The following is a 25,670-nucleotide window of genomic DNA, read 5'->3' on the forward strand; positions in this document are numbered from 1 at the left end:
GGTGTTACGGGTGATTCGTCTGAGGCACCATGAAACACGCTCGAACCGGTGCCGGGCCGCCGACCGGATAACCGCTCGCGGTGGCTGACCCCCCTGGGCTAGGCTCGTGCGCTTTGGTGCCGTACAGCGGAAACGGCGCCGGGAGACCACACGTAACGGGGCCGAGGGGGAGTGCTGACGTGCGTCTGTACGCGGTCGTCGCGGCGGGTGGCTTTCGCCGCTATGCGACGTACCGGATCGCCACGGCAGCCGGGGTGTTCACCAACACCGTCTTCGGCTTCATCATGGCGTACACCTACACGGCCCTGTGGGACCAGCGGCCCCAGCTCGGCGGCTACGACCTCTCGCAGGCCCTCACCTACGTATGGCTCGGCCAGGCGCTGCTGATGACCTGCGCCATGATGGGCGGCGGCTTCGAAAACGAGCTGATGGAGCGCATCCGCACCGGCGACGTCGCGATCGACCTCTACCGGCCGGTGGATCTCCAACTGTGGTGGATGGCTTCCGACTTGGGGCGCGCCGCGTTCCATCTGATGGGGCGCGGGATCGTACCGATGGCGCTCGGCGCGCTCGCCTTCGATCTGGCGCTGCCCGGCGATCCGCTGATCTGGCTCGCTTTCCTCTTCTCCGTGTTCCTGGGAGTCGTGGTCAGCTTCGCCCTGCGCTTCCTGGTCGCCCTGTCGGCCTTCTGGCTGCTGGACGGCGCGGGCGTGGGCCAGATCGCCTTCCTGATGGGGCTGTTCTTCTCCGGGATGCTGCTGCCGCTGACGCTCTTTCCCGGTCTGCTCGGCGAGGTCGCGAGGGCGCTGCCGTGGTCGTCGCTGCTCCAGGTCCCGGCGGACGTCTTCCTCGGCCGTCACACCGGGTGGGGGCTGCTGGGGGCGTTCGCCTTCCAGGCGGGCTGGGCGCTGGCGCTGCTGGCGCTCGGGCGGCTGCTCCAGTCCGTGGCGACGCGACGGGTGGTGGTGCAGGGTGGCTGACGAGCTGAGTACGGATGTGGCCGACGAAACGGCCGGCGAAACGGCCGGCGGCGGGGGCCCGGTCGCGGTCGCGGTCGCCGGGGAGTGGTCCCGCTCGCCTCTGTGGGAGGGGCTGCGCGCGTACGGCCTGATCGCGGCCATGTGGATCCGGTCGACGATGACCTACCGCGCGTCGTTCGCCATGACGGCCTTCGGCAACTTCGCGGTGACCGCGTTCGACTTCATCGCGATCCTGCTGATGTTCTCCCACGTCGACCGACTGGGCGGCTACTCGCTGCCCGAGGTCGCCTTCCTGTACGGCGCCGCCGGTACGTCCTTCGGCCTCGCCGACCTGGTCATGGGCTCGACGGACAGGCTGGGCCGCCGGGTCAGGGACGGCACTCTGGACACGCTGCTGGTCCGCCCGGTGCCGGTGCTCGCGCAGGTCGCGGCCGACCGGTTCGCGCTGCGGCGCCTCGGCCGGATCACCCAGGGCGTACTCGTGCTCGGATACGCGCTGACGTCGCTCGACATCGCCTGGACGCCGCTGAAGGTGGCGATGATCCCGATGATGCTGCTCAGCGGCGCGGTGATCTTCGCGGCGGTGTTCGTGGCGGGCGCGGCGTTCCAGTTCTGGGCGCAGGACGCCGCCGAGGTGCAGAACTCCTTCACGTACGGCGGTACCACTCTGCTCCAGTACCCGCCCACGGTCTTCGCGACGGACCTGGTGCGCGGGGTGACGTTCGTGGTGCCGCTCGCCTTCGTCAACTGGATGCCCGCGCTGTACGTGATGGACCGCGAGGATCCGCTGGGGCTGCCGGACTGGGTGGCGTTCCTGCCGCCGCTGGTGGCGGTGGGGTTCTGCGTGGTGGCGGGGCTGGCGTGGCGGGTGGGGCTGCGCATGTACCGCAGCACGGGAAGTTAGGGAAGTCAGGGCCACGGACAGAGCCGCACCGCGGACTGGAGAGGGACACCGGAAAGGGACACGACATGGATTCGGACGGCTCCGGCCTCATCGAACTGGACGGCATCGAGAAGGTCTTCGACGTCCGTCGCAGGGCGGGCCTGCTGCGCCGCGAGAAGCAGCAGGTGCGCGCGGTCGACGGCATCACCTTCCGAGTGGCGCGCGGCGAGATGGTCGGCTACATCGGCCCCAACGGCGCCGGCAAGTCCACCACCATCAAGATGCTCACCGGCATCCTGACGCCGAGCGCGGGCCGGCTGCGCGTCGCCGGGATCGACCCGTCGCGGGAGCGTACGAAGCTGGCGCGCCGTATCGGTGTGGTGTTCGGCCAGCGCACGACCCTGTGGTGGGACCTGCCGCTGATCGACTCGTACCGACTGGTGCACCGTATGTACCGCATCCCGGACAAACGGTACCGGGAGAATCTGGAGCGCTGCGTCGAACTGCTCGAACTGAGCGAGCTGTTGGAGGTCCCCGTACGGCAGCTCTCACTCGGCCAGCGGATGCGCGGCGACATCGCGGCGGCGCTGCTGCACGACCCCGAGGTGCTGTATCTGGACGAGCCGACGATCGGCCTGGACGTGATCTCCAAGGCCCGGGTCCGCGAATTCCTGCGCGATCTGAACGCCGAGCGCCGTACGACGGTGGTGCTGACCACGCACGACCTCACCGACATCGAGCAGCTCTGCGAGCGGGTCATGGTCATCGACCACGGCCGGCTGATGTACGACGGGGCGCTGGCCGGGCTGCACGAGGTGGGCGAGAGCGAGCGGACCCTGGTTGTCGACCTCGAACGCGAGCTGCCGCCGGTCGAGCTGCCGGGGGCGCGGGTGGTGAAGGTGGACGGGCCGCGGCAGTGGCTGGCCTTCCCGGCGGCGGAGTCGGCGGCGCCCCTGGTGGCGCGGATCGCGGCGGAGTATCCGCTGATGGACCTGTCGGTGCGGGAGCCGGACATCGAGTCCGTGATCGCGAAGATGCTCTCCAGGGGGAAGGTCCCGGAGCCTGCGGAGCGATCGACGCTGTGAGCGCGGGGACGCGGCGCCGTGCGTGCGGCGCCGTGCGCGCGGGGACGCGGCGCCGTGCGCGCGGGAGCCTGGAGGGTCTGCGGCCCAGCGCTGTGACGTCCGACTCACCTTTGACTAGGCTGACAACATGACGAGTGAACTTCCTGAGATGCGCGCTTCCGACTCCGAGCGCGAGCGCGTCGCCGAACTGCTGCGGGAGGCCGTGGCCGAGGGGCGCATCGACATGGCGGAGTTCGACACCCGTCTCGACGCGGCGTACCGAGCCCGTACGCATGGGGAGTTGCAGCCCCTGGTGCGCGATCTGCCCGCCCCCGGTACGACCGCGGACCTCGCACCGTCGATCTCCGACTCCTCCGCTGTCGGGGGCCGTTGGGGCTCCCGGATCGGGCAGAGCCGCGCGACATCGAAGTTCGGCTTCGCCTTCTGGGGAGGTTTCAGCCGCAAGGGCACCTGGACCGTGGGCCCGTCCTTCACCGGAGGCACCATCCAGGCAGGCGGTGAGATCGACCTGCGCGAGGCGCGGTTCGAGCAGCGGGACGTGGTCATCCGCTGCTTCGCGCTGATGGGCGGCATCCATGTCGTCGTACCGCCGGACATGGATGTCACGGTGCGCGGCTTCGGTCTGATGGGTGGCTTCGGTGAGGACGGCGAGGCGGTCGACGTGAGTCCCGGATCGCCGCGGGTGATCATCACGGGGTTCGTGATGATGGGCGGCGTGGGTGTGGAGCGCAAGATGAGGGCGGCGGACAAGCGTCGTCTTAAAGAGGAGCGCAAGAAGGCGGAACTGGAGGAGAAGGACCGGCTCCGTAGGGAGAAAGACAGGTTCCGCAAGGAGCTGGACTGACGCTTCGCCGAGTGACCGGGGGACCGGGGGAGGGGTGGTCGGCTGAGCCGGCGGCCCGGCGGCCCGGCGGCCCGGCGCCCCTGCGGCCCGCGCGCTCAGAGCTGGGCGGGCTTCTCGCCGACCAGGTCTTCCAGCTCGACGAAGCGCCCCATGGCCTCGTAACCGGCGTCGCTCGGATGCAGACCGTCGCCCGAGTCGTAATGGGGACGCAGCCGGTCGGGGGCGTACGGGTCGCGCAGCAACCGGTCGAAGTCGACGGTCCGGTCGAAGACGTCGCCCGACCGGATGGCGTCGTTGACCCGGTCCCGTACGGCTTCCAGCTCGTCGGTGTGGCGCGAGTTGCTGCCGAAGGGCGTGAGCGTCGAGCCGACGACCCGCAGCCCCCGGGCGTGCGCCTGCCGGGTGAGGGCCTTCAGACCGGCGGTGATCCGGTCCGGGTCGGTCTCGTTCGGCCGGCGGATGATGTCGTTGATGCCCAGCTCGACGAAGACGACCTCGGGCCCCGCCTGCCCCAGGACGTCGCGCCCGAAGCGGGAGACGCCGCTCGGCCCCTTGCCTACGGCAAGGCTCTGTCGCAGCAGACGGTTGCCGCTGATGCCCGCGTTGAGCACCCCCAGACCGCTGCCGCGCACCCGGTCGGCCAGTGTGTCGGTCCAGCGGTGGTCGGCGTCGTAGGAGGAGCCGATGCCGTCCGTGATCGAGTCGCCGATGACGACGACCGAACCCCGCGCCTGCCGGTTGAGCACGTCGACGGCGGTCAGATAACGCCAGACCGGGGCGCGGTCGGTGTACGCGGCGCCGCTGACGTCCCGCGTACGGTCCCCCGGGGCCGTGTACGAGGTCCGCAGGGCGCGCGGGTGGTACGTGACCGGGCCGCCGGGCTCGGGCGTGTGGACGCTCACCAGCAGGTCGGTGTCGGGCGGCACCTGGAGCCGTACGGGATCGCTGACGACGCGCCCGCCCGGCGGGATCACCACGGACGTCCTCTTACTGAAGGTGACGGCCCGCAGGGTGCCGGCGGCGGCCGCGGCGTTCTCCTCGTGGTTCGCGGCGGCGACGGCGATCGAGGCGCGGCCGATGAGCAGGGCCTCGTGGCTGAAGAGGTTGGAGAGGGTGATGCGGGCGGCGGTGCCGCCGATGCTGGTGTGCACGACGTTACGGATGGAACGCCCGACGTGGCCGTGGGGTACGCCGGGCTCGACCCCGGCCGGCGCGGCGGCCCAGGTCCCGATCCACGCGTCGGCGGACGCGGGCGCCGCGGACCCCACGGACGTACGGCCGCGCCCGCCCGCCGCTCCACTCCCCGATCCGGCGGCCTGGGCACTGCTGCCCGTGTCGCTGCGACCGGCGCCGCCCAGCGCGCCGACCCCGGCGAATATCGTGGCGCACACCAGCGCCACGACCGCCAGAAGGCCCGCGAGCAGGGCGAATCCCCGTTGTCTGGTCATGTCCCCCGTGTCTCCCTCACCTACGTACAAAGGACATCATCCGGCATGCCGCGGGAACTCGGGATGCGCCCCGGGAGTACCAGAGGTAGGGACAATGCGTACGGGCGGGGTGCGGGACGGTAGGGCAGGCAGGGCAGGGCTCGGTGGCACGGCGGTATGTACGCGGATGGGTGGACTGAATGGAACGACGCGATCCGGCTGATCCGGCTGATCCGGACGGAGTGAGGGGTGCGGGTGGGTCCGTGCCCGACGGGCTCGTGCCCGGGGCCGATGTGTCACGTACGGACTCGGCGGCGGGTGACGCCGGCCGCCCCGGCAGGTCGGCGACGGCCCTCACCGCCCGTCCGGAGCCCGAGCAGGGCTCACGAACGGGTGCTGGCGCCGGTGCTGGAGCGGGCTCTGGTGCGGGCTCGGGCTCGGGCTCCGGAGGGGGCTCCGGTGCGGGCTCCGGTCCCGGTTCCGGCCCCGGCAAGCCCTCGCCGTTCTCCGCGCGCGGAGCCCTCGGCTTCACCGCCGCCGACGAGGAGAAGCAGCGCGGCGTCCGCCGTATGAAGACCACCGCGACCGGCCTGCTGCTCTTTGTCGCGGTCGTCTACGTCCTCGCCACCTGGGCCGAGAATTCGGGCGTCACCGGTTGGCCCGGCTACGTCGCGGCGGCGGCCGAGGCCGGCATGGTGGGCGCGCTCGCGGACTGGTTCGCCGTCACGGCGCTGTTCCGTCACCCGCTCGGCCTGCGGATTCCGCACACCGCGATCATCCCGAACAAGAAGGACCAACTCGGCGCGTCGCTGGGCTCGTTCGTAGGAGAGAACTTCCTCTCCTCCGACGTCGTACGGAAGCGGCTGCGCGGGCTGGGCATCGGCGGCCGGCTCGGCGCCTGGCTCGCCGAGCCCGCCCACGCCGACCGCGTCACCGCCGAACTGGCCACGGCCCTGCGCGGCGCGCTGACCGTCCTGCGGGACGGCGACGTCCAGGCGGTGGTCGGCGAGGCGATCACCCGCCGCGCGGACGCCGCGGAGATCGCCCCCGGCATAGGGAAGATGCTGGAGCGCGTCGTGGAGGACGGCGCCCACCACCGCGCCGTCGACCTGATCTGCACGCGCGCGCACGACTGGCTGGTCGAGCACGGCGATTCGGTCATGGACGCGGTCCAGGGCGGCGCGCCCGGCTGGACGCCGCGCTTCGTCGACCGCAGGATCGGCGACCGCGTTTACAAGGAACTGCTGCGCTTCGTCACGGAGATGCGCGACATGCCGACCCACCCGGCGCGCGGCGCGATCGACCGCTTCCTCAACGACTTCGCCTCCGACCTCCAGTCGGACACGGAGACCCGGGCGCGCGTCGAACGTCTCAAGTCGGACCTGCTGGCGCGCCCCGAGGTGCAGGACATCATCGCCTCGGCGTGGTCCTCCGTACGCGCGATGATCATCGCCGCGGCCGAGGACGACCGCAGCGAACTGCGGCTGCGCGCCCGCGCCTCCCTCCTGTCGCTCGGCGCCCGCCTGGCGACGGACGGCAGGCTCCAGCGGAAGCTGGAGGGCTGGGTGGAGGACGCGGCGGACTACGTCGTGACGACGTACCGGGGCGAGATCACCTCCGTGATCTCCGAGACGGTCGCGAGCTGGGACGGCAAGCACACGTCCAAGAAGATCGAGGCCCACATCGGCCGCGACCTCCAGTTCATCCGTATCAACGGCACGGTGGTGGGCGCGCTGGCGGGCCTGTTGATCTACACGATCTCGCACGCGCTGACCGGGTGAGCCGGTCCGCCGGGCGGTCCGCCGGGACTGCCCGGTTCACCCACGCAGGCGTTCAGCGAAGGAGGAACGAACGATCACCACGGTCACGACGATCACGACGGGCGACGGCGTACGACTGACGTGCACGGCGTACGGACCGGAGCCCGCCGCGCAATCCGCGGTCCCCGTCCTGCTGCTCCACGGCCTCGCGGGCCACACGGCCGAGTGGGACGCACTCGCGGGCCTCCTCGGCCCCGGCTACCGCCTGATCGGTTACGACGCGCGGGGCCACGGCATGAGCGACCGTCTTCCTGAAGATGTCTCGCGCGCGGCGCACGTACGCGACGCCGTGGCCGTCATCGAGGAACTGGCCCTGACCCGCCCCGTCCTGATCGGCCAGTCCCTCGGCGGACTTACGGCCCTGCTCACCGCCGCCGCCCACCCCGAACTCGTCCGCGCGCTGGTCCTGCTGGAGGCCGGACCGAGGGGCCCGGCCCCCGAACTGCCCGGCAAGATCGGGACCTGGCTGGACTCCTGGCCGGTCCCGTTCGCGTCGGCCGACGCGGCGGCGCGCTTCTTCGGCGGCGGCCCGGCGGGTCTGGCCTGGGCGGCGGGCCTGGAGGCCCGTTCCGACGGTCTGTATCCGCGCGTCGACCGGGACGTGATGGTGGGCTGCGTGGCGGAGAGCGCCGTCCGCTCGTTCTGGCGGGAGTGGGAGCAGGTGCGCTGCCCCACGCTGGTGGTGCGGGGCGAGTCGGGCGCCATGCCGGCGTCGGAGGCCGAGGAGATGCGCGTACGCCGCCCGGCGGGGACGCGGGTCGAGGTGGTGGCGGGGGCGGGCCATGACGTACACCTGGACAGACCGGCCGAACTGCACGCGCTGATCGAGGAGTTCCTGCCCCCGACGCCCGGCTAGGCGCTCCGGGGGCGTCTACTCCAGCCCCTGCTCGTACGCCTCAAGGGTGTCGACGAACATCCGCCGCTGCTCGGGTGTCAGCGGCTCCAGTGCCCTGCGCCAGGCCCCGGCGCCGCGCGCGAGCCAGTTGTCGATGGAGGGCCGGTGCTCGTCGCTGATGCTGACGATCGTGCGACGCCGGTCGCTGTCGTCGGCCTCGCGCCGCAGGATCCCCTGCCGGCTCAGCTCGCCGACCATCAGGCTCACCGTCGCCGGGGCGACCTCGAGCCGTGCCGCGAGCGCGTTGACGGTCATCGGGCCGTCGAAGAGGAGGAAGGCGAACAGCGACAGATGGCGGGGGGCGAGGGAGAACGCCTCCAGCTCCGCGGGGATTTTGATCCGCTTCACGCGCCCGACCATCCGGGGCATGAGCAGCAACAACGTACGGATTCCGTCCTCGACGCCGAGACCGGTGGCCTCCTCGTCATGTCGGCCGTCGGTTGACATCCGTACCACCCTCTCAATAGCTTTGAATCCAAAGCATCTTTGCTTATAAAGCAAACACGTCTTCTGATCGAGAGTATCCGGAGAGGGCCACCCCATGACCGAACCCGAACAGCGGCAGGACATCCAGGAATTCAACCGGCTGATCATCGAGGAGTTCCGGGCGAACGGCGGCCGGGTGGGCGGCATGTTCGAGGGCGCTCCGCTCGTGCTGCTGACGACGCTGGGCGCGCGGAGCGGCAAGCGGCGCACGAACCCCGCCGCGTACGCGCGCGACGGCGAACGCCTCCTCGTCTTCGCCTCCAACGCGGGCGGCCCGGCGCATCCGGGCTGGTACTTCAACCTGCTCGCCGACAACCGGGTCACCGTCGAGATCGGCACCGAGGAGGGCGGCGTCATGACGTTCTCGGCCCGCGCCGAACCGCTCCAGGGCGAGGAGCGCGATCACCAGTACGCCCTCCAGGCCGCGCGGGACCCGGGCTTCGCCGCGTACCAGGCGGGCACCGACCGTACGATCCCGGTGATCGCCCTGCACCCCCTGAATCTGACGGACCCGGCGCGGAACCGGGCGATAGGGGAGGAACTCGTACGAGTCCACGCCCAGTTGCGAGCCGAGCTGGCAACGCTGCGCGCCACCCCCGCCACCTCCGCCACCCCCGCCACCCCCGCCACTCTCGACGGGGGGCTGCTGCGCCACTGCCTGAGCTTCTGCGAGTCGCTGAGCATGCACCACACGGCCGAGGACGGCGCGTTCTCCGCCTTCGACCGGCAATTCCCGGAGCTGGCCCCGGTGCTGGAGCGCCTGCGCGCGGAACACCGCGCGGTCTCGGCGGCGCTGACGAAGCTGCGCGACGAGCCGCCGGCCTCGCCGGACGCCCTGCGGCAGGAGCTGGAACGCCTGGCGAAGGACCTGGACGACCACTTCACGTACGAGGAGGAACATCTGCTCCCCGCGCTGAACGGGCGTCCGGCAGACGTCCCTAGGTGATCGTCTTCTGCCTGCAGTCCTTCTCCTCGCCCGCCTTGTACAGACATACCTTCACAACGGGCGAAGTGGTCGTGCCCGGGGCGACGTTGAACGTTCCACAGCGATCCGCGTACGCCCCGTCGTGGCCCGTCACGACGAGAGGGCCGCCGGCCTTTCCGTAGACGTAGGCCCGTACGCCCCAACCGTCCGCCTTGTTGTCGCACACCCGGACCTTGGCGGCGGCGTCCGAATACACCGCGACGTCGGCCGAGCCCGCCAGCGAGTCCGCGCCCGCGAGCACAGCTCCGGACTTGGCGACGGACGGGCTGTGGATGGTCACGTCGGCCACCACAGGCCGGTGGTCGGAGGCCGTCGTGGTGCGGGTGCGGGCGTCGGACACATCGATCGCGCCGGAGCCGTAGACGTAGTCGATACGCGCGTCGTCGCCGCTGCCCGGGTGGGTGACCACGGCGGCACCGGTGTTGGCATTGACCTGCGTCCAGGTGTCGACCCACCCGGCACCGGCGATCCAGGACCGGATGGCGGCGTCCGGCCGCACGTTGAGGTCCCCGGTGAACAGCATCGGGGTGGTCATCTTGTCGGCGGGGAGCTTGCCGAGGATGTACCTGGCCTGCGCCTCGCGGCGGGCGACGGCCGCCGCGCCCTCACCGGCGGACAGATGGGTGCTGTAGACGCGCACAGCCGTGCCGGCGACGCCGACATTGACGCCGCCCATGCTGCGGTCGACTGCACCACTGTTGTCGTTCGGCAGTGTGTAGCTGACCTTCTCGTTGATGGGGTACTTGGAGAGGATCAGTTGCCCGGCCGACCCTCCGTAGGCGTTGGTGTCGCTCCTGGCGAAGTGCCCCTCGTACTGCGGGAACCTGTCGAGCAGGGTCTGGTACTGGTTGATTCCGGGACGGCCGTCGACCAGGTGGCCCTTGTCGTTGTGCACTTCCTGAAGGGTGACGATGTCCGGGGCCTCGGCGGCGATCGTGTTCACGATGCTGTCCCAGTTCGCGTCCCCGTCCGAGCTGTTCCCGCCCTGGATGTTCCAGTCCATGACCTTCAGACTCGTGGCCGCCGCGGTGGCCGCCCCTGTGGGCACCAGCTCCGGACCCTCAACTGCACCGGCACCGGCACCGGCCGCGAACACGGCCGCGATCACGGCCGCCACCGCTGTCAGTGCCGCCGCCAACTTCCGTTTGCGTCTCAAGAATCCCCCGTTCCACGTACGGATCAGCGTGCTTGTGGTCCTGGCACGTTAGGGCCGTCCGGATCACAACCACCAGGCGTGATCGGGCCATTGACACGGATCACACCGAGGGTCGACCAGGCGTTGAACGCTTCCCACACCACACAAGGCAACAACATTCCGTGATTGCCACTACACAGAGTCACCGGTGGGCAGAACTCACCCATGCCGAAACCCACGACAGCGGACACCACGGCCATCGACCGCCTCGCCCGTACACAGATGCGGCTGGCGACCACCGGACAACTGCGCGCCACCGGCCTGGCCGCCAGCACGGCGGTGCGCCGCTGCGCGACGGGCGGTCCCTGGCAGCGACCGCTGCCGGGGGTCGTCCTGATACAGACAGGCAAGCCGGACGTCTGGCAACGGCTGCTGGCGGCGGTCCTGTTCGCGGCCCGGGGCGCCTGCGTGATGTCGGGCCGTACCGCCGTGCTGACGGGCGAGGCGGTCCTGGCCATCTACGGCGTACGCGGCGCCCGCACCGACCGGGCCGACGTCCTGGTCGGCGCCGGCCGCCGGCTGCGCGACCGGTCGTACGTCCACCTGCACCCCACCCGCCGGTGGCCGCCGACCCTCCGCGGCGAGGGCATCCCCTGCGTCCGGGCGGTCCGCGCGGCCTCGGACTTCGCCGCGCACGAGCCGTCCCCCGACCGCGTCCGCTCGCTCCTGGTGAGCACGGTCCAGAAGGGCCGCTGCCACCCGGACGACCTCCGCGCCGAACTCCACGCGTCCCACGCCCTGCGCAACCCGGCGGTCCGCGCGGTGCTGGACGACCTCCGCGTCGGCATCCGCTCCCTCGCCGAGGGCGAGACCCGCGACACCCTCCTGCGCGCCGGCATCCCCGACCCCCTCTGGAACGCCACCCTCCACACCCCGTCCGGCGCCTTTCTGGCCTGCCCCGACGCGTACTGGCCCTACGAGGGCGTCGCCCTGGAGGTCGACTCGGCGGAATACCACCTGGGCATCACCGAGTACCGCGCCACCCTGCGCCGCCGTCTCCTGCTGGAATCCCACGGAGTATCGGTCCTGAGCGTGACCCCGTCCCTGGTCCGCGACCACCCACAAGAACTGATCTCCGCCGTCCTCACCAAACTCCACCACGCCACCACCGGCCCCACCCGCCCCCCGGGTCATTCTCCGCCGCTGAGACGCCGTCATGGTTAAGCTCATCCGGATCAAGCCCGAGGGGGGCCCACATGTCCATACGCCAAGGCCGTCGCACGGCCGCACTGGTCGTATTTCTGGCAGCGCTGACGCTGTCCTGTTCCAGCTCCGAGAACCCACCCCAGGACGACGCGGCCGCGTCCTCCCCACCCCGGACCGCACCGGCGGACCCGACCATCGCGGAGCCGGCAGCGGACGACACGACACCACCGGTCGAAAAGGTCCGCGACGCCTTCGCCACCCTCCAGGCGACCATGGGCGACGACTGCACCCCCGGCGACTGCGCCTACTTCCTCGGCCGCGTGCACGACGAACTGATGGGCCTCGACGCCGCGATGAAGGCCGACCCGAAGGGCCCGGCCCATTTCAAGGACCCCCTGAAATGGACGGCCAACCTCCAAAAGACCCTGGGCAACGACACGTCCACCCCAAACCTGGAGACCCACCGCAAGGACCTGATCACCACCCGCGACAACATCAACACCTGGATGCAGGACCACCCGGACGACTACAGCTAGGGCACTGTGCCGTACGACGAGCGTCCCGATATGACCGGGCTTCGGGGCGTCCAGGATCTCCGCCTCGGCATGCGCGAATCCGCTCCCGCTGAGCAGGCCGAGCCACTTTCGAGGCGTATAGCTGTACCGATAGGTGAACATCGCCTTGCCCGCGAAGCCACCCTTGTACATCCCCTGGGGCCCATAGGCTCCGGGGATGGCCGGGGGATGGGAGAAGACGAGAACCCCACCCGGATTGAGACGCCGAGCGATCAGCGGAAGCAGCCGCACCGGATCGGCGAACCACACAGCCCCGAAGATCGAGCAGATGGCGTCATACGTCTCCGCACTGTCCCGCAGATGATCGAGCGCCCCGGCACAGACGAACCGCGCTCCGGTATACCCCCAACGCTCCCTGATACGCCCGACCATGACGGGGGAGAGATCAACTCCGGTCGCCTTCACACCCCGCTGAGCGAGAAGGGCCACCGCCCGCCCGGTGCCACACCCGACCTCGAGCGCGGACCCGGGCTCCCCCAACAGCTCAACTCCCGGCCCATGCCCGGCGTACTGAGTCCACCGAAAAACGGGCTCGCCGTCGAGCACATCGCCCCGGGTGCTGCTCTCGGCATACGTATCCCACAGCTCACGCTCCACGTCCATGTCATGCCGTGCTGCCAACGTGCTTCCTCGGCTCGGCGGTTGAAGTCGCAGGGCTGCGCCCGACCTCATGGGACCGCAGAGAGCACCTGCGCTCAAGCGCCATCCACGGGGGACGGCGCTTCGCGCAGACGCACCGCCTGGGCGTCGTACTCATCGAGAATCTGACGGAGGTGTTCCAACGCCTCCGGAGGGATCTCGGGCGACGCGGACTCAGCCACCAACCGGGCTGCGGACACGAGCGCGGCGAACTCGTAAGCGTGAGCAGTCGCCCGCACGACACCCGGCCGGGCCCACTCGAGGCGCATGGTCTCAGCCCTTCGCTGCCATGTAGTCCTTCATCTGCCCGAGTTCCTCCGCGAAGTGGTCGTAGTTCTCACGAGTACCGTTCAGGTACACACTCCAACCGACGCTGTTCTTCGCGTAGTGGACAGCTTCCTGAATCTCCTCGTCGGTGGCCCCGAACATCTTCGCGGCCTCCGTGTGGAAGAGCGTGCAGTAACGGCACTTCGTCTCCGAATGCAACGCTATCCCCATCAGTTCCTTGTATTTGTTCGGGATAAGCGTCTCGCCGAGTTCGATCTTCTTGAAGATCTCCCACTCGGCATCCAGCAGGTCATCGGGGATCTGTGCCAAGAAATGCGGTACGAGACCAAGCGTCTCCTTGATCTCCGACTCAACCTCGCTTCGACTACGGCCCGCCATGGCGATCACTTCCTCTCCACCAAGCGAACGTCTTTCCTCCACTCAAGGCTATATCGCGCCACCGACCACGGCGACCGTCGGATCGCCGGGGTTGCCCTTGATCAGGAAAGCCGTGATACGCGCAGCGCGCCGACGAAATTGGCCCTGCGGCGCATTCAGCCCGCCCCCGGAGCGTGCCTCCAGTTTGAAGACGTCACGCTCGCCTTCGGCTCAGAGAGGTTGCGTGTCGTGGAAGAAGCCGATCGAGGGGTCCTCCGGTGTCCCTATCAGCAGGGCCCGATCGAGCAGCCCGTTGTTCAATTCACAGCTCGTCTCGGGCAGCAGGACGCAGGCGTGACAGGCGGCGAGGTTGATGCTGCCGGCACCGCTCGCCTCCGACTCCACACAGAGCGGATCCGCTGAGCACCATCGGGCGCGACTCAGGGCCGACGGCAGGGAATGTTCCAGTTTGACCGGTTCACCCTGGGCTACCAGGCCGCCGAGGCTGCCGGCTGAGTCGCTGGTTGCGGTGTAGATGAGGAGACCGGCCATGTTGTCGTCGGCGTACAACCGTTCCCGGAGCGACGATGCCGGGTAACCGCCGTCCAGACTCCACTCGTTGATGAGTGCATGTGCGAGTGTGTGCAGCAGCACGGAGCGGGGAGTCGTAGGAGATACGGGCACGGCCTTCGGGTCTTTGGCTCGCTCGCGTAGTTGGCGTAGCTGGTTGTTCCTGATCCGTTCCACCCGGGCTGCCACCGCGACGTTCTGTGCCCACGCATCGAGCCGCCGCTCGTCGAGTCGGAGGAACACCCCCTCACCCTGGACCTCCATGGCGGGAAGCCACTCCTGTGGAGTCAGTGACAACTGCGCCTCGTAGATGTCGGAATGTGTGTCCGGGGTGCCGACCCGGGAGAACGCCTTGAGCGCTCGAACCTCACGAAGTCGTTTGACCAGCATCGGAGTCGACACTCCGTAGGGCAGCAGGGCCGACGCGGACCCCTTCGGCGGCTCGCAGATGAATTGCTCGTCCCGATCGGCGGACTTCTCCGGATTTCCTTCGCTCAGTCGCTCGTACTCTTTTTTGCGAAGGGCGACGTAGGCACTGTCCTTACTCTGCTCGCTCTCGTCTCCCCCGTCCTCGTGATTCTCCGCTTCGAGGAGCGCGACCACGGCGTCCAAGGAGAACTCGTAGGACTCCTTCATGGTGATGGCCTTGAGATAGATCCTTATCTGATCGCGCGTCATGACGCGCAATTCGTCCCAGTGGTCCGCCAAGCGTGAGGCGAGACCGCCGCTCCATGGCGGGATCGACAGGGCTGTCTTCACAATCGCCTGCCATGCCACGGACGAACCTCGTTGGAGGGTTCTCGGCGATTCGGAGCAAGCCTCGGCAGGGGCGTTCTTGAGCCATGGACGCCTGCCGTCGCAGCGGACCTTGAGATCCGAGAGCGCTCTGCCCCTGAACGCACCTTCCATGGACACCGGGGGGACTCCGCAGGTGCAGGAGATCAGGATGGAGCGCAGCGACGCGGTCTTCCCACTGGTGCGCAGATGCATCTTTCCCCCGCACAAACCGGTTTCCCCGACCTGGCGGTTGTTGCGGTGCGCCCATTTCCAGTAGGGAAAGTCGTCGATGTGTCCGTGAGCGCAGGCCATGACGAAGCGGGAGGGGACCAATTCCTCCTCGCACTCCCCGCACTCGTTCTTCCCCGGTGGAGAGTTGAAGCCCCGCACATGCTGCAAGGTGCCGCACTTGGGGCACGAGTGCCAGAGAGGGAAACGGCGGACCCTTACACCGTCCCTGCTGGTTTCGTCGGAGGCGGGAGGAAGTCGGAAGTACTTCACCCCGAGAATGCGCGCGAGCCGGTGTTCGTGGATTTTCGGTGCGTCACTCACGTTCCAGGAGTCGGTCCCGGACACGATGAACGACTCGTTGTCGACGGCGACCAGTGAGCCGACTCCGTACGTCGTGATCATCTGTGAGCGTCGGACCGAGCCACGTCGCGGGAAACTGCGCTCGGGCGCGCTTCCTCGGCGACGTCGGGCAGGCGGCGGGGTCATCGGGATGCCTCCATGAAGAGAGCGGACTCGGCGTCGACATCACGCAGGCTCCACAAGGTGTGCCAAGCAGCCAGGTTCGTCTCGTCGTCGAAGGCGCACAGAAGTGAGGGTGCCCTCCTGCCACGTTGAGGTTCGTATGCCAGCCCCCCGTTCGCCTCGGCCTGATCGGACCAATCATCGACGAACTCGTCGAACGCCTGACACGTCGCCTCGTACTCGTCCTCGTCGACCCGGAGAACCCGGGCCAGCAGCGGGCCTTTGACCCTCCGGTCGAGTTCTTCGCGGAACTCACCGATCCTGCCCGCGCCGTCGTCGGGCCGGGCGATGGGGATGAGTAGGCGGGTCAGGGCGACGATCACCGCGTGCAGACCACGATCGCGGGCGCGAGCGGAGAACGGTGTCACGCTGGTGGACTCCACTTCGCGGTAGAGGGCCGAATGGAAGTGCAAAAAATTCTCGTAGTGCGAACGGTCTCGAGAACGGGCCGAGTTGAGCATGACGGCCACCAGTCCCGGGTGCCGTCGACCGACCCGACTTGTGGCCTGGATGTACTCGGCGGTCGTCTGCGGCTGACCCATCACGGCCATCAGTCCCAGCCGGTCCACGTCGACGCCGACGGAGATCATGTTGGTGGCGAGAAGGACATCCACGGTCTCGTCGTGAGGCAGCCGCCGCTCGATCTGCTTGAGACGGGCCGGGACCTCGCTGGAGTTGGCACGACTGGTCAGCTCGGTCTGTTCCTTGATCTTCCGCCTTTCGACGCCGTCCCTGTCCGCGAGGTACTCCAGATACGCCTCGACATCGTCGTGGACCTGGAGTTCGGCCGCGGCCAACAACCGGAGGCTGTTGAAGTACCCGACGAGCGTCCAGTAGGCGTCGCGTACTTCATCGGTCGTGTCGGTCCGCATCGCTTGGTGCAGAAGCGTCGCATAGGTACGGATGAGCAACGTGGACTGGCTCGTGCTCGGCGTGAGGAGACCGATGTACTGGCGGCTGGCCTTTCGTTCCCGGGGGGTCTCGACGGCGAACCAGGAGTCGCGGGCGTCGAGTCCAGCCGGCGGGAACTGGGAAACGCTGCGGTCGAACAGTGCCTTGCCCTGGTCGGCCGCTCGTCGGATGGTGGCTGTGGAAGCAATGACTTTCGGACGGTCGGAGAGGAGGTCCACCGCCGTTTCGTACAGACCGGTGAGTGTGCCGAGAGGTCCCGAGATGAGGTGCAGCTCGTCCTGGACGATCAGTTCGGGCGGCGGGGTTCCGTCCGAGCGATCACGGTTGAAGAGGGCTGCCGTCCTCTCGCGCCAAGGCATGGCGGCGAATTTGTCGACCGTCGCGATCACGAGTGTGGGACGGGCGTGGTAAACGGCTTCGTCGACGAGGTGGACGGGGAGGCCGTTCCGGAAGTCGCAGCTCCCGTCGGGGCAGCGGACGTACATCCGGTGCGCCTCCTCGTCCACCTCGTACTGGTACGCGTCGAGGCGGGTACCGCACCACGGGCAGGCGTGCAGTTGAACGGGGTTTTTCTCCTGGAGCGTCTTGCCGCTCCGTAGGTCCGCCAGACTGGCATCGGCGACTGAGAGCGTGTTCGGGGTCGCGGATTGGCCGACCCACATTCCGATGGAGATGGGCTCGCCCCCCAGAGTCGCTTCGTCGTCGAGACGGATGCATTCCATGGCACAGATCAAGGCCGTGGCGCGCTCGAACTGTTGCAGGGTGAGCAGTCTGAGGGTGTAGCGCATGAGTACGGTGACACCCGCGCCACGTTCGTTCAGCCGCATGCGACGCAGGAATGTGGTGAAGGCGATGAGTCCGAGGTACGCCTCCGTCTTGCCGCCTCCGGTGGGGAACCACAGCAGGTCGGCGATCTCGTGGTCCCCGTGTTCCGGATCGACGATTCCTTCGAGGCACAGGAGCATGAACGACACCTGGAAGGGGCGCCATCGTCCCGCCCTGTCGTCGGGTGATCCGACGCGCTCGTTCCTGATCCACTCACCGCGGGCTCGCTGCCGAGCCATCGCCAGGTTGGCGAGGCGGAACGCCTTCATGGCATCGGCTTCCGTGCTCAGCACATGGATGCCCGCTCGCATGCGCCCCAGCGCCACACGGCACTGTTCGACCTGCTCCACGGCGGCGGCCTCGAAGGACGTTCCGTTCAGCGCCGTGGCTTCCCTGTCCCTGCGCTCGATCCACTTCTCGTATCCCGCCATCAGATCCTCGAGCGCGGCCAGCACTTGGGAATCCGCTCCGGTCCCCAGACCGTGCATGGTGAGTGCCGAATCGTCGATCTCCGGGTTGGAGTCGGTCAGGAGTACGTCATGGGCCGGTACGAACTCGGTCCGCACTTCCTTGACGGCCGACCGCTCGGCAGGTGGAGAACCGACGGGGGGTGGGGTCCAGTCCCAGTCGGCGGCACAGCCGTGGCCCACGGCGAAAGTGGGCGCATGCCGGTGGAGCAGCCTGCTCACACTCTGTTCCGAATCGACCGGTCCCTGTGTGGCCGGACGCTCCACGAACGCCCGCTCACCGGCAGGGCAGGTCACGGTGAGGCGAGGCTGATAGAGGGAGAAGGCGTCCTGCAGTTCGCGCTCGCCGACCCGCTTCTCGTTGATCAAGGTGAGAGTCACGGTGACGGTGTGGTCGGGTCCCGAGGGGCGACGTACGAGTGCCCGAAGCTCCACTTGGTCGCCGAGAGGGTCCGGCCGGTACATGCCGGGGCGTGTCACATCGATCGTCACAGGACGCAGCGCCAACAGCCGACGTCGCCAATGTTCGGACTGTTCGGAGGTGCTCCGGGCCTCCGCGCGTTTCGCGGAGATCGGCCGGCCCTGCGGATCGATCGGATCGTAGACGGCGGCCTCGGCGGTGACGACGATCGTGCGCGACACGGCGGGGTCGACAGCGAAGGTGAGCCCCATGGAGGACGGCCGACGGTTGTTGGCGAGCGCGACGCCGAGATCCGGCCCGGTGTCCTCGATGTCCCTGCCTCGCAGCACGGGAACGTCATCGGGTCCGTCGTCTTCGGCCCTCCGGGAGGCGAACTCTTCCTCCGCCGCTTCCGTCGAGGGACGGGGGAAGAGCACGCCGATGGGGTAGGCCGTGATGGGTGGGTCCTGTGTCAGGACCTCGTCGTCTCTACCAGGTCCCAGAAGATCTTTGCGGAGTTGAGTGACGAGTTCGTCACGCATCGCGTAGTGCTGGGCATGTCGGCCTTCGTCGATCGTCATTTGTTACGGCTTTCCTGGGAGTTCATGGCGGCCCGCTTGTATCGGCCGAGCCCGGACATACGGGGCACGATCCAGACTCCGTGGTCGCCGAGGCCGGCGCGTGCGCCGGATGCCGTACTGCCGGCGACGCTCTCCAGACAGTCGACCCTGAAGCCCGTGATCTCCAAAGGCCAGTTGATGTTCCATGTGCGGTTGATCTTCAAGGACGAATAGAGATCCCGACGGAATTTCTCCGACACCACACCTATCGGCCTGTCCCGATGGAGAACCGTGTACGGGGGGCTCTCGTCCGCGGCCATCGGCATTTCATGCTGGGCACGCAGTACCAATTCGTCGCCGGGCCGAACCGCGGACACCAGATAGCTCTGAATCATCGACGGATCCGCTTCGAAGCCGTCCGTACCCGGAGGGTGTTCCTGAGAGACATCCTGACCGGATGCCGACAACCCGTTACGGAAGTACGACTGTCCGCCGCCCAGATACCAACGGTCGCTGGACCTCTCCCTTCGGACAAGGGCCGTATCGGGTGCTGTGATGCGGAACAGATCGTCCCGGGGGCGAGTCATCGCGACATAGAGCGCCCTTGCCTCGGCGGCCGGGTCGATGTGCGTGTGCTGTCTGCGTAGCTCCCTCGTGGTCGGAGGCTCCACCACGATGACGCGGTCGAACTCGAGTCCTTTGGCGCGGTGAACCGTGGACACGACCAGCCCGGCCGGTTCTGTCGTGACGAGGTCGTCCGGGAAGCGCCCCTCGACGATCAGCCGGCGCACGGCCGTGACGTCCATCAGGCCGCGGGGCGCACGCGCCGCACCGCGCAGTGAGCGCCAGATCCGGCCCGGGTCCTGAATGTCCGGCGTCGAGCCGGCGGCAAGCAGGTCCCGGAAGCGCTCCTCGACCAAGGTCGTGGAGCCGGTGGCACGTAGTACGGACGCCACCCAGGCGGGCACGGGGCGGTCCTGGAACGACCGCTGCAACCGGGGACGGACACCCCGTGAGTGCAGCGTGTCCGAAAGGACGAGTGCCTGCCGGTTGTCCCGGCAGAGGATCGCGCACGTACCGGGGAAATCCTGGAGTGAAGCGAGGGCGAAGTCGCTGTCGAGCGGTCCGAAATCGGGGCAGGCACGCAACAGGTCGGAAAGCTCGCGGTGGAGAAGCTCACCGGCGGCGTCGGATTCCTCGGCCTCGGAGGGCAGCCGCCGGAGCGTGGGGCCGAGGGAGAGCGCCGTACGGGCCTCGTCGGTGCGGGCCCGAAAGTTCGCGGAGAGATGCAGTTCGACGAGATCGTCCGGGTACGACGCCCTGAGCCAGTCGAAGAAGTAGTTCGTCTCCGCCGCGCGGGCATCGTCGTCCGCCACCTGGAAGCCGAAGATGGCCTGCGCGCCGTCGCCCACCACGGTGAAGCCGCAGCCGTCCTGGAAGCGGTCGAGGAGTGTCTCCACCATGTCTCTGCGATCACCGACCAGGTCTTGGACCTCGTCGATGACGACATGGGCCGGCGCTCCGGATTCACCGGCCTCGACGGCTCCTTGCATGATGGCCTCGGTGGCCTCCTGGATGCGCTCGTCGAAGCGGAGCCCGCTCCAGTCACGGTCCGGACAGGCGCCCCTCAACAGGGTGTACGCCCACGAGTCGAAGGTCTGCACCCGGACTCTCCGGGCTTCGCGGGCATGCTGCGCGATCCGTTCGCGCAATTCCCGAACCGCCGCCCGGGAGAAGCTGAGAACGAGGATCTCCCGCGCTTCCAGGGCCTCCTCCTCGTCACTCATGAGCGCGTCGAGGCGACGGACGAGAGTGTGGGTCTTGCCGGCCCCCGCACCTGCGGTGACCAACAGCCTTGTGTCCCAGGACTGTTCGACAACCACCCGTTGTTCGGCCGTGAGTTGTGGACTGTCGAGATAGATGTCGCTCACTTGGTTCCCCACAGGTGCTCGAAGCCTGTGAAGGCAAGTGCTTTCCCGTAGTTCGTGATGTTGTCCCGAACATTGAGGATCAGGCAGGTCTCCTTGCCCCCGTTGCGCGGCCCGCGCAGGCCACGACCGATCATCTGCTGGTAGACGTTCGGGCTGTACGTGGGGCGGGCCACCACGACGGCACGGGTGGCCGGGGCGTCGAAGCCCTGAGTGAGGACTCCGTAGTTGGTGAGGACACGGGTCGAGCCCCGACGGAAGGCTTCGATACGTTGCCTGCGTTCACCGGTCGGGGTGGCCGAGTCCACCGCGGCGGCCGTGATGTCGAGATCCTTGAGTTTGGCGGCCAGGAACTTGGCGTGCCCCACGGAAGTGGCGAAGACCAGGACGGGCCAGTCGGCCGGCATGGTGCGGATCTCGTCGATGATGCGACCGTTGCGGTCGTGGTCGTCGGCGAGTCGTTGTTCCGCCGCCTTGGACAACAGACTCAGTTGGTCGGCACGCTGCTTCTCGTCGTACGTCAGCTCGATGGTGCCGCCGGTGAGTTCACGATGAGTGACCCTTGCGAGCATGCCCAACTCCTGGAGCTCTGCGTAGGCGTTGCCCGAAGTGAAGATCCCGTCGTCGAGACGCCGGCCTCCGAAGCGCTGGACGAGCCGGCGTGTCTCCTCGGCGTTGGTGTTACGGAACGGCGTGGCGGTCAACCCGAGCAGATGCCGCTCCGTCTCACGCGCCGTGAGGCCGAGTTCGGAAAGTATCTCCGTGTACTGCTTGGCAATCGCCATATGGGCCTCGTCGACGATGACCAGACAGGCCGATCGCAACCACCTGTAACCGTCCGTCCCGAGGCAGTTGCGGAGCTTCGCGTCCGTCGCCACGACGAGGTGCGGTCGGTCGTTCACCGGACCGGCCTCGTTCGACGACCAGAGCCGGCTGATCGCGAGAGGGCTGTCGGCCCCCACCTTGGACCAGACGAAACTCCAGCTCTGCACGGCCTGTTCGCACAGCTCCTCCGTCTGGGCGATCCATAGGATGGGTCCTGCCAACTCCCCCATCTGTTTGACCCACCGGATGACGGCCTCGGCCGCCACCCGTGTCTTGCCGGCACCGGTGGGAAGGGACAGCATCCCCCGCTGCGGGGTCAGTCGGTCCAGCATCGCGAACACATTGGTGGCCAGCCGTTCCTGGTAGTCGTGCAGCCGAGGGAACTCCGTGGGGCCGGAGACGTCGATCCTCGGTTCCAGGGTCGGGGTCCGGGCACCGGCGAAGGAATCGGGAAAGCCGAACTCGGACACGAACTTCACGGCCGGGGAGGAGCCGGTGAAGGAGGAGGGCGCATGGCTCGGGTACGCGGCCACGAGGTCCCTGGCATGCATCTGCAACACACCGTCCCCATGGGCGTTGTACGCCATACGGGCGATCCGGCGGGGCGACGGCTCGGCATCACGGAGTGCGACACGCTCGCTCTCCAGAAGACCTGGAGGCAGGCCGGCCCGTAGCGCCTTGGGACCGATGAGCAGCTCCAGTTTCTCCTCGACGGTCTCCGCCTCGCGGACCCTGCGAAGCGCGCTCTGCAACTGCTGATCGGCCTCCTGACGTTCCTGGGCGTCGAGCACGGCGCGGCAGCCTGCCTCGTTCAACCCCCAACGCAGCACGCTGTCGGCGGTGATCAGCGCCTCGAGTCGGGACCTGGACTCCAGCACGAGCACGGTGGTGCCGTGCAGGGCGCCAGTCAGTGGCGTCGCGCGGGTCCCCTGCGCTGTACGGGTCAGCTCCTCCAACTCGGAGCATCGCAGAAGACTCAAGTTGTTGATGGAGTTGCCGAGCCGTTGGCGCAGCGTGGGGTACTCGTCCCGCAGGAGGATCGGCTCGCCCACCCCCACATGTCGGGTCTCCTTCGTTATGACGTCGGAGTGGCGCAGCATTCCCCAGGAGCGGACCAGCAGATCGGCGTCCGCCTGGGTGTCGGTGAGCAGAGCCGGGATCTGCTCGGCGCGAAGGGCCCGGTATTCGTCGTCACCCGCGGCCACCGCGATCTCACCGTCCTCGCGGGTGGCCCACTCGGAGCCGATACGACAGCGCGTGAGCGTGTCTTCGGGAAACGGCACTTCCAGGCGGGTGAGCATCACATAGGTGCGTCCGACGAAAGCGTCGTCCACGCTCGTGGCCAACTCCTCCAGCAGTTTGGCCCATTGGCTCGGTGGGACGTCGGCCACGACGACGGGCAGATGCAACTTGCGGGCCTTCTCCGCGCTGATGTCCGCCACGGGCAGAACGTCACTGTACGCGTGGAGTTGTGGTCCTACGGCGGCGCTGATCCGGACGACCCCTTGGGACGTCGGAAGCATGCCGTGATGGTTGAGCATCCAGCGCAGGGGAGAGAGGACCGGCCGTCGGGTCGACCCCTGGACGCCGATCTGCATGGTCCATGAGTCGATGACGCTTTCGTCGGGCAGGGCCTTGACGAAGGCGGCCTTCCCGTCGTCGGAGAGATGGGCCAGGAGATGCAGCGGCCCGCCGGGCGCGGCACCCTCCAACTTGAGCCGGTTGAGCGCGGGCCGGCTGGAGCTGCTGTCCAAGGTTTTGCAGTAGGCCTCGTGCACCGACGCGCGGTACTCCTCGAACCAGGGGGCTTCCGTCGGCTGATGTCCGCCGACCGGCCGATCACTGAGGCCGAACTCGCGGAAGACGGGCATGTCGTCGGAGTGGAATCTCAGATCCACCGCGACGGACTTGTCGCGGCTCCCGTCACCGGGGACGACAGGGCCCGGCAGCAAGCAGTCCTTCATCCGGTGATAGCGCCCGTCCACCGTGCGCACGAAGAGAGTGGTCATCGGGGCGGAGATCCGTGACTTGACCTCCATGGAGACATGGCTGCCGCCGGCGCTGTGGAACAGTTCCCAGAAACGGGTCCAGTCCTGCGGCCCGTAGCTGTCGAAGCCTTGGTCGAGAACACCGACGAAGCGGCCACGGGCGTCCGCCTCCCGGATGCCGATCTCGTTGAGGTCACCGGTCAGCGACATGTCCTGCGAGAGTTGTGTGTCCACATACACCAGGTCGTCCTTGAGACCGTCCTGGACCGTCCTACGGAAGACCTTGCCGGCCACCGGGGCAACCATGCCGTGTTCTTCGGTGAGCACGATGTGGGCCCGGCGAGCCTCCGCCGCGAAGGGCGAATCCTCGCGAATCATCTCGGCGAGAATACGGATGGCGACCGCCGAGGCCTCGGCGGTGCCGTCGGACACCAGTGCCTCCAACCATTCGCGTACGGTCGCACGTTGCTGCTTCGTCTCGTCGAGAATGTGCTCGACCTTGCCGATACGAAGCCCGTCCTCCTGGGTGGAGGGGTGGATCCAGTTCGTGGGACGACCCGGATAGGCGTTCCACATGCGAAGCCACCGCAGTTTCAGACTCCCCTTGAGACCCATGCTCGGGTGCAGTCGCAAGTCTCGGGGGAACTGCAGGACGCCGTCCTGGTCGGGCAGTGAAGGGCGTTGACCCGCCAACTTCCATACCTGCTCGGTCAGATACTTGTCGGCCCAGTTCAGCGCCTCCCTGACACGGCCCGGCAGCAACGGCAGGTAGGCGCCGGGGTCCTGAGGCGGCGCGAGAAGAGGGAGGGAATCGACGACGAGCCGAGCGGCGACCTGGATGATCTCCTGGTTGAAGGGGCTGGCGTCCAGCAGATTCTGCCGGTCCTCATTTGTCTTCCAAGCACCGTTGAGTGCCCCACTCAAGGTCATGGGGTACTTGGTCGGGAAGAAGGACCAGAATTCGCCCCGCCCTCGCTGAGCCGCGAGCACGGTGTCGCCGGTGTACTCCGGCACGGCCCAGGCGATGTCGATCGTTCCGCGGTCATGCATCTCTCCGGCACTGCGCCGCGCGACCTCGGTGGGCCGGTGTGCGTGTGTGAAGACTCTCCAGTCGCTCTTCACCAGGGCCTGCCCTGTCCGGGTCTCGTGGATCGTGTGCCGGTACTCGTCGTGCTCGACGGTGATCTCACGGCGGGCATGGGGCACCGAGCGGCGATCCTCCAGAACGACCGTCCCCACATGGTGCGAGAAGAGCTGGAAGCCGGCGGGAAACTCCTTACGGTCCTCGTCGTCCTTCGCCTTCGTCCGATGCATGTCGCGCCCGAGCCGTTCCGCAGCGCCGCCGAGCAACGGAAGCCGCACCACCGTGGTCGCCCAGTCGAGCAACTGGTCGAGCACGGCGTCGGCCAGACGCTCCTCGGCGGCGTCGAGCGGGCGGGCCATCCGAAGAACGGGTGCCTCGAACTGCTCGTCGGGCCCGGCCCCACGGGCCTTCCGGATCTCTTCGTAGGACCAGGCCCGGTCGAACCCGAAGGAGCCTGAACTGCTGAAGAACTGGGGCGTGTCGGTTACAGCCAAGATCGATTTCACACCCACGCCGAATCGGCCGATCTGGCCGCCACGCTTTTTTGACACGCTCATGCGGAGAATGGTCTCGGCGCCCTCGGGTGTGACTTCGGTTCCCTCGTTCGCGCAGTAGAGATGGGAATCCGTGAGGACTACATGGATTTTCCCGCCGGGCTCGGCGGCGACCTCGTCCGCGGCGTTCTGGACCAGCTCGAACAACTGGCGGTCCCCGTAACCCCCTTGGGTGATCCGACGCTCGCCGTTGGCATGCTCCAGAATGAGGCCGGGATCGACACGGTAGGTCTCCAGTACGCGAGCCGACTGCGCAAGAATCTTCTGGATGACGGGGGAAGCGGCCGAAGTGCCCGTCGCAGAGGCTTGGTTCACAGTGAATTCCGTTTCTGGGGCCGATCGCCGGACGCGAGGAGAGCAAGGGGCCGACCGCTGTGGGGCCGGCCCCCCGGGTGAGACGATAGACGTCAGGTCTGACGGTG

The 25,670-nt window shown here is 68.1% G+C and carries 17 protein-coding genes and 1 pseudogene; 9 read left to right on the forward strand and 9 right to left on the reverse strand.

Annotated elements, in window-relative coordinates; genetic code table 11:
- Positions 1–179: 179 nt before the first annotated feature.
- From OG329_RS27795 to OG329_RS27810, 4 genes are all read left to right on the forward strand, one after another.
- On the forward strand, positions 180–980 hold the full coding sequence (locus OG329_RS27795; RefSeq protein ID WP_405799017.1) for an ABC transporter permease: 801 nt from the start codon (positions 180–182) through the stop codon (positions 978–980).
- 100 nt (positions 981–1,080) lie between these two features.
- Positions 1,081–1,884 carry an ABC transporter permease gene (locus OG329_RS27800; RefSeq protein WP_405802054.1) on the forward strand — a complete coding sequence of 268 codons (804 nt, stop codon included), beginning with the start codon at positions 1,081–1,083 and terminating at the stop codon, positions 1,882–1,884.
- 65 nt (positions 1,885–1,949) lie between these two features.
- Positions 1,950–2,948, forward strand: a complete 999-nt coding sequence (locus tag OG329_RS27805) for an ATP-binding cassette domain-containing protein (protein ID WP_405799019.1) — start codon at positions 1,950–1,952, stop codon at positions 2,946–2,948.
- Positions 2,949–3,075: 127 nt separating this feature from the next.
- Positions 3,076–3,792: a DUF1707 domain-containing protein gene (locus tag OG329_RS27810; RefSeq protein ID WP_405799020.1), complete on the forward strand. Its 717-nt coding sequence runs from the start codon at positions 3,076–3,078 to the stop codon at positions 3,790–3,792.
- A gap of 95 nt (positions 3,793–3,887) precedes the next feature.
- Here OG329_RS27810 and OG329_RS27815 read toward each other — a convergent pair whose 3' ends face one another.
- A complete protein-coding gene (locus tag OG329_RS27815; protein WP_405799022.1) occupies positions 3,888–5,240 on the reverse strand; it encodes an SGNH/GDSL hydrolase family protein in 1,353 nt (450 codons plus the stop codon).
- Between the two features lie 179 nt (positions 5,241–5,419).
- On the opposite strand from OG329_RS27815, the gene OG329_RS27820 reads away from it, so the two are divergent.
- On the forward strand, positions 5,420–7,000 hold the full coding sequence (locus OG329_RS27820) for a DUF445 domain-containing protein (RefSeq protein ID WP_405799024.1): 1,581 nt from the start codon (positions 5,420–5,422) through the stop codon (positions 6,998–7,000).
- Positions 7,001–7,115: 115 nt separating this feature from the next.
- A complete protein-coding gene (locus tag OG329_RS27825; RefSeq protein WP_405802055.1) occupies positions 7,116–7,895 on the forward strand; it encodes an alpha/beta fold hydrolase in 780 nt (259 codons plus the stop codon).
- 15 nt (positions 7,896–7,910) lie between these two features.
- On the opposite strand, the gene OG329_RS27830 is transcribed toward OG329_RS27825, so the two are convergent.
- Entirely contained in the window at positions 7,911–8,381 is a 471-nt protein-coding gene (locus OG329_RS27830) for a MarR family winged helix-turn-helix transcriptional regulator (protein ID WP_405799025.1), read from the reverse strand.
- A gap of 94 nt (positions 8,382–8,475) precedes the next feature.
- Here OG329_RS27830 and OG329_RS27835 point away from each other — a divergent pair, with 94 nt between their 5' ends.
- Positions 8,476–9,366 (forward strand): nitroreductase/quinone reductase family protein, encoded by an 891-nt coding sequence (locus tag OG329_RS27835; protein ID WP_405799027.1) that lies wholly within the window; start codon positions 8,476–8,478, stop codon positions 9,364–9,366.
- Here OG329_RS27835 and OG329_RS27840 read toward each other — a convergent pair.
- A complete protein-coding gene (locus OG329_RS27840; RefSeq protein ID WP_405799029.1) occupies positions 9,359–10,561 on the reverse strand; it encodes an endonuclease/exonuclease/phosphatase family protein in 1,203 nt (400 codons plus the stop codon). The two genes, OG329_RS27835 and OG329_RS27840, sit on opposite strands and share 8 nt — an antisense overlap.
- Positions 10,562–10,765: 204 nt before the next feature.
- Between OG329_RS27840 and OG329_RS27845 the strand changes: the two genes are divergently transcribed.
- Together OG329_RS27845 and OG329_RS27850 are read left to right on the forward strand one after the other, a co-directional pair.
- Positions 10,766–11,764 (forward strand): hypothetical protein, encoded by a 999-nt coding sequence (locus OG329_RS27845; RefSeq protein ID WP_405799030.1) that lies wholly within the window; start codon positions 10,766–10,768, stop codon positions 11,762–11,764.
- A 32-nt stretch (positions 11,765–11,796) separates the two neighbouring features.
- Positions 11,797–12,282 (forward strand): hypothetical protein, encoded by a 486-nt coding sequence (locus OG329_RS27850; protein WP_405799031.1) that lies wholly within the window; start codon positions 11,797–11,799, stop codon positions 12,280–12,282.
- Here OG329_RS27850 and OG329_RS27855 read toward each other — a convergent pair.
- The 6 genes and pseudogenes from OG329_RS27855 to OG329_RS27880 form a co-directional block, all read right to left on the reverse strand.
- Positions 12,283–12,942: pseudogene (locus OG329_RS27855) on the reverse strand (class I SAM-dependent methyltransferase); the annotation flags it as partial.
- Between the two features lie 291 nt (positions 12,943–13,233).
- The gene (locus tag OG329_RS27860; protein WP_405802057.1) at positions 13,234–13,626 is read right to left on the reverse strand and encodes a carboxymuconolactone decarboxylase family protein; all 393 of its coding nucleotides are present in this window, start codon (positions 13,624–13,626) and stop codon (positions 13,234–13,236) included.
- 210 nt (positions 13,627–13,836) lie between these two features.
- Positions 13,837–15,669, reverse strand: a complete 1,833-nt coding sequence (gene drmB, locus OG329_RS27865) for a DrmB family protein (RefSeq protein WP_405799032.1) — start codon at positions 15,667–15,669, stop codon at positions 13,837–13,839.
- Positions 15,666–18,890 carry a helicase-related protein gene (locus OG329_RS27870; RefSeq protein WP_405799034.1) on the reverse strand — a complete coding sequence of 1,075 codons (3,225 nt, stop codon included), beginning with the start codon at positions 18,888–18,890 and terminating at the stop codon, positions 15,666–15,668. The genes drmB and OG329_RS27870 overlap by 4 nt, the downstream gene beginning before the upstream one ends.
- Positions 18,887–20,800 carry a UvrD-helicase domain-containing protein gene (locus OG329_RS27875; RefSeq protein ID WP_405799035.1) on the reverse strand — a complete coding sequence of 638 codons (1,914 nt, stop codon included), beginning with the start codon at positions 20,798–20,800 and terminating at the stop codon, positions 18,887–18,889. Before OG329_RS27875 ends, OG329_RS27870 begins: the two co-directional genes overlap by 4 nt.
- Entirely contained in the window at positions 20,797–25,563 is a 4,767-nt protein-coding gene (locus OG329_RS27880) for a DEAD/DEAH box helicase (RefSeq protein WP_405799037.1), read from the reverse strand. The genes OG329_RS27875 and OG329_RS27880 overlap by 4 nt, the downstream gene beginning before the upstream one ends.
- Between the last annotated feature and the right edge of the window lie 107 nt (positions 25,564–25,670).

The sequence above is a fragment of the Streptomyces sp. NBC_01506 genome, assembly GCF_045040295.1.
In the GTDB taxonomy this organism is placed as follows: domain Bacteria; phylum Actinomycetota; class Actinomycetes; order Streptomycetales; family Streptomycetaceae; genus Streptomyces.

Excerpts from the sequence above, each read along its gene's own strand:
- OG329_RS27805 (WP_405799019.1), top strand. The coding sequence starts at position 1,950 with ATGGATTCGGACGGCTCCGGCCTCATCGAACTGGACGGCATCGAGAAG.
- OG329_RS27810 (WP_405799020.1), top strand. The coding sequence starts at position 3,076 with ATGACGAGTGAACTTCCTGAGATGCGCGCTTCCGACTCCGAGCGCGAG.
- OG329_RS27815 (WP_405799022.1), bottom strand. The coding sequence starts at position 5,240 with ATGACCAGACAACGGGGATTCGCCCTGCTCGCGGGCCTTCTGGCGGTC.
- OG329_RS27820 (WP_405799024.1), top strand. The coding sequence starts at position 5,420 with ATGGAACGACGCGATCCGGCTGATCCGGCTGATCCGGACGGAGTGAGG.
- OG329_RS27830 (WP_405799025.1), bottom strand. The coding sequence starts at position 8,381 with ATGTCAACCGACGGCCGACATGACGAGGAGGCCACCGGTCTCGGCGTC.
- OG329_RS27835 (WP_405799027.1), top strand. The coding sequence starts at position 8,476 with ATGACCGAACCCGAACAGCGGCAGGACATCCAGGAATTCAACCGGCTG.
- OG329_RS27845 (WP_405799030.1), top strand. The coding sequence starts at position 10,766 with ATGCCGAAACCCACGACAGCGGACACCACGGCCATCGACCGCCTCGCC.
- OG329_RS27850 (WP_405799031.1), top strand. The coding sequence starts at position 11,797 with ATGTCCATACGCCAAGGCCGTCGCACGGCCGCACTGGTCGTATTTCTG.
- OG329_RS27860 (WP_405802057.1), bottom strand. The coding sequence starts at position 13,626 with ATGGCGGGCCGTAGTCGAAGCGAGGTTGAGTCGGAGATCAAGGAGACG.
- drmB (WP_405799032.1), bottom strand. The coding sequence starts at position 15,669 with ATGACCCCGCCGCCTGCCCGACGTCGCCGAGGAAGCGCGCCCGAGCGC.
- OG329_RS27870 (WP_405799034.1), bottom strand. The coding sequence starts at position 18,890 with ATGACGATCGACGAAGGCCGACATGCCCAGCACTACGCGATGCGTGAC.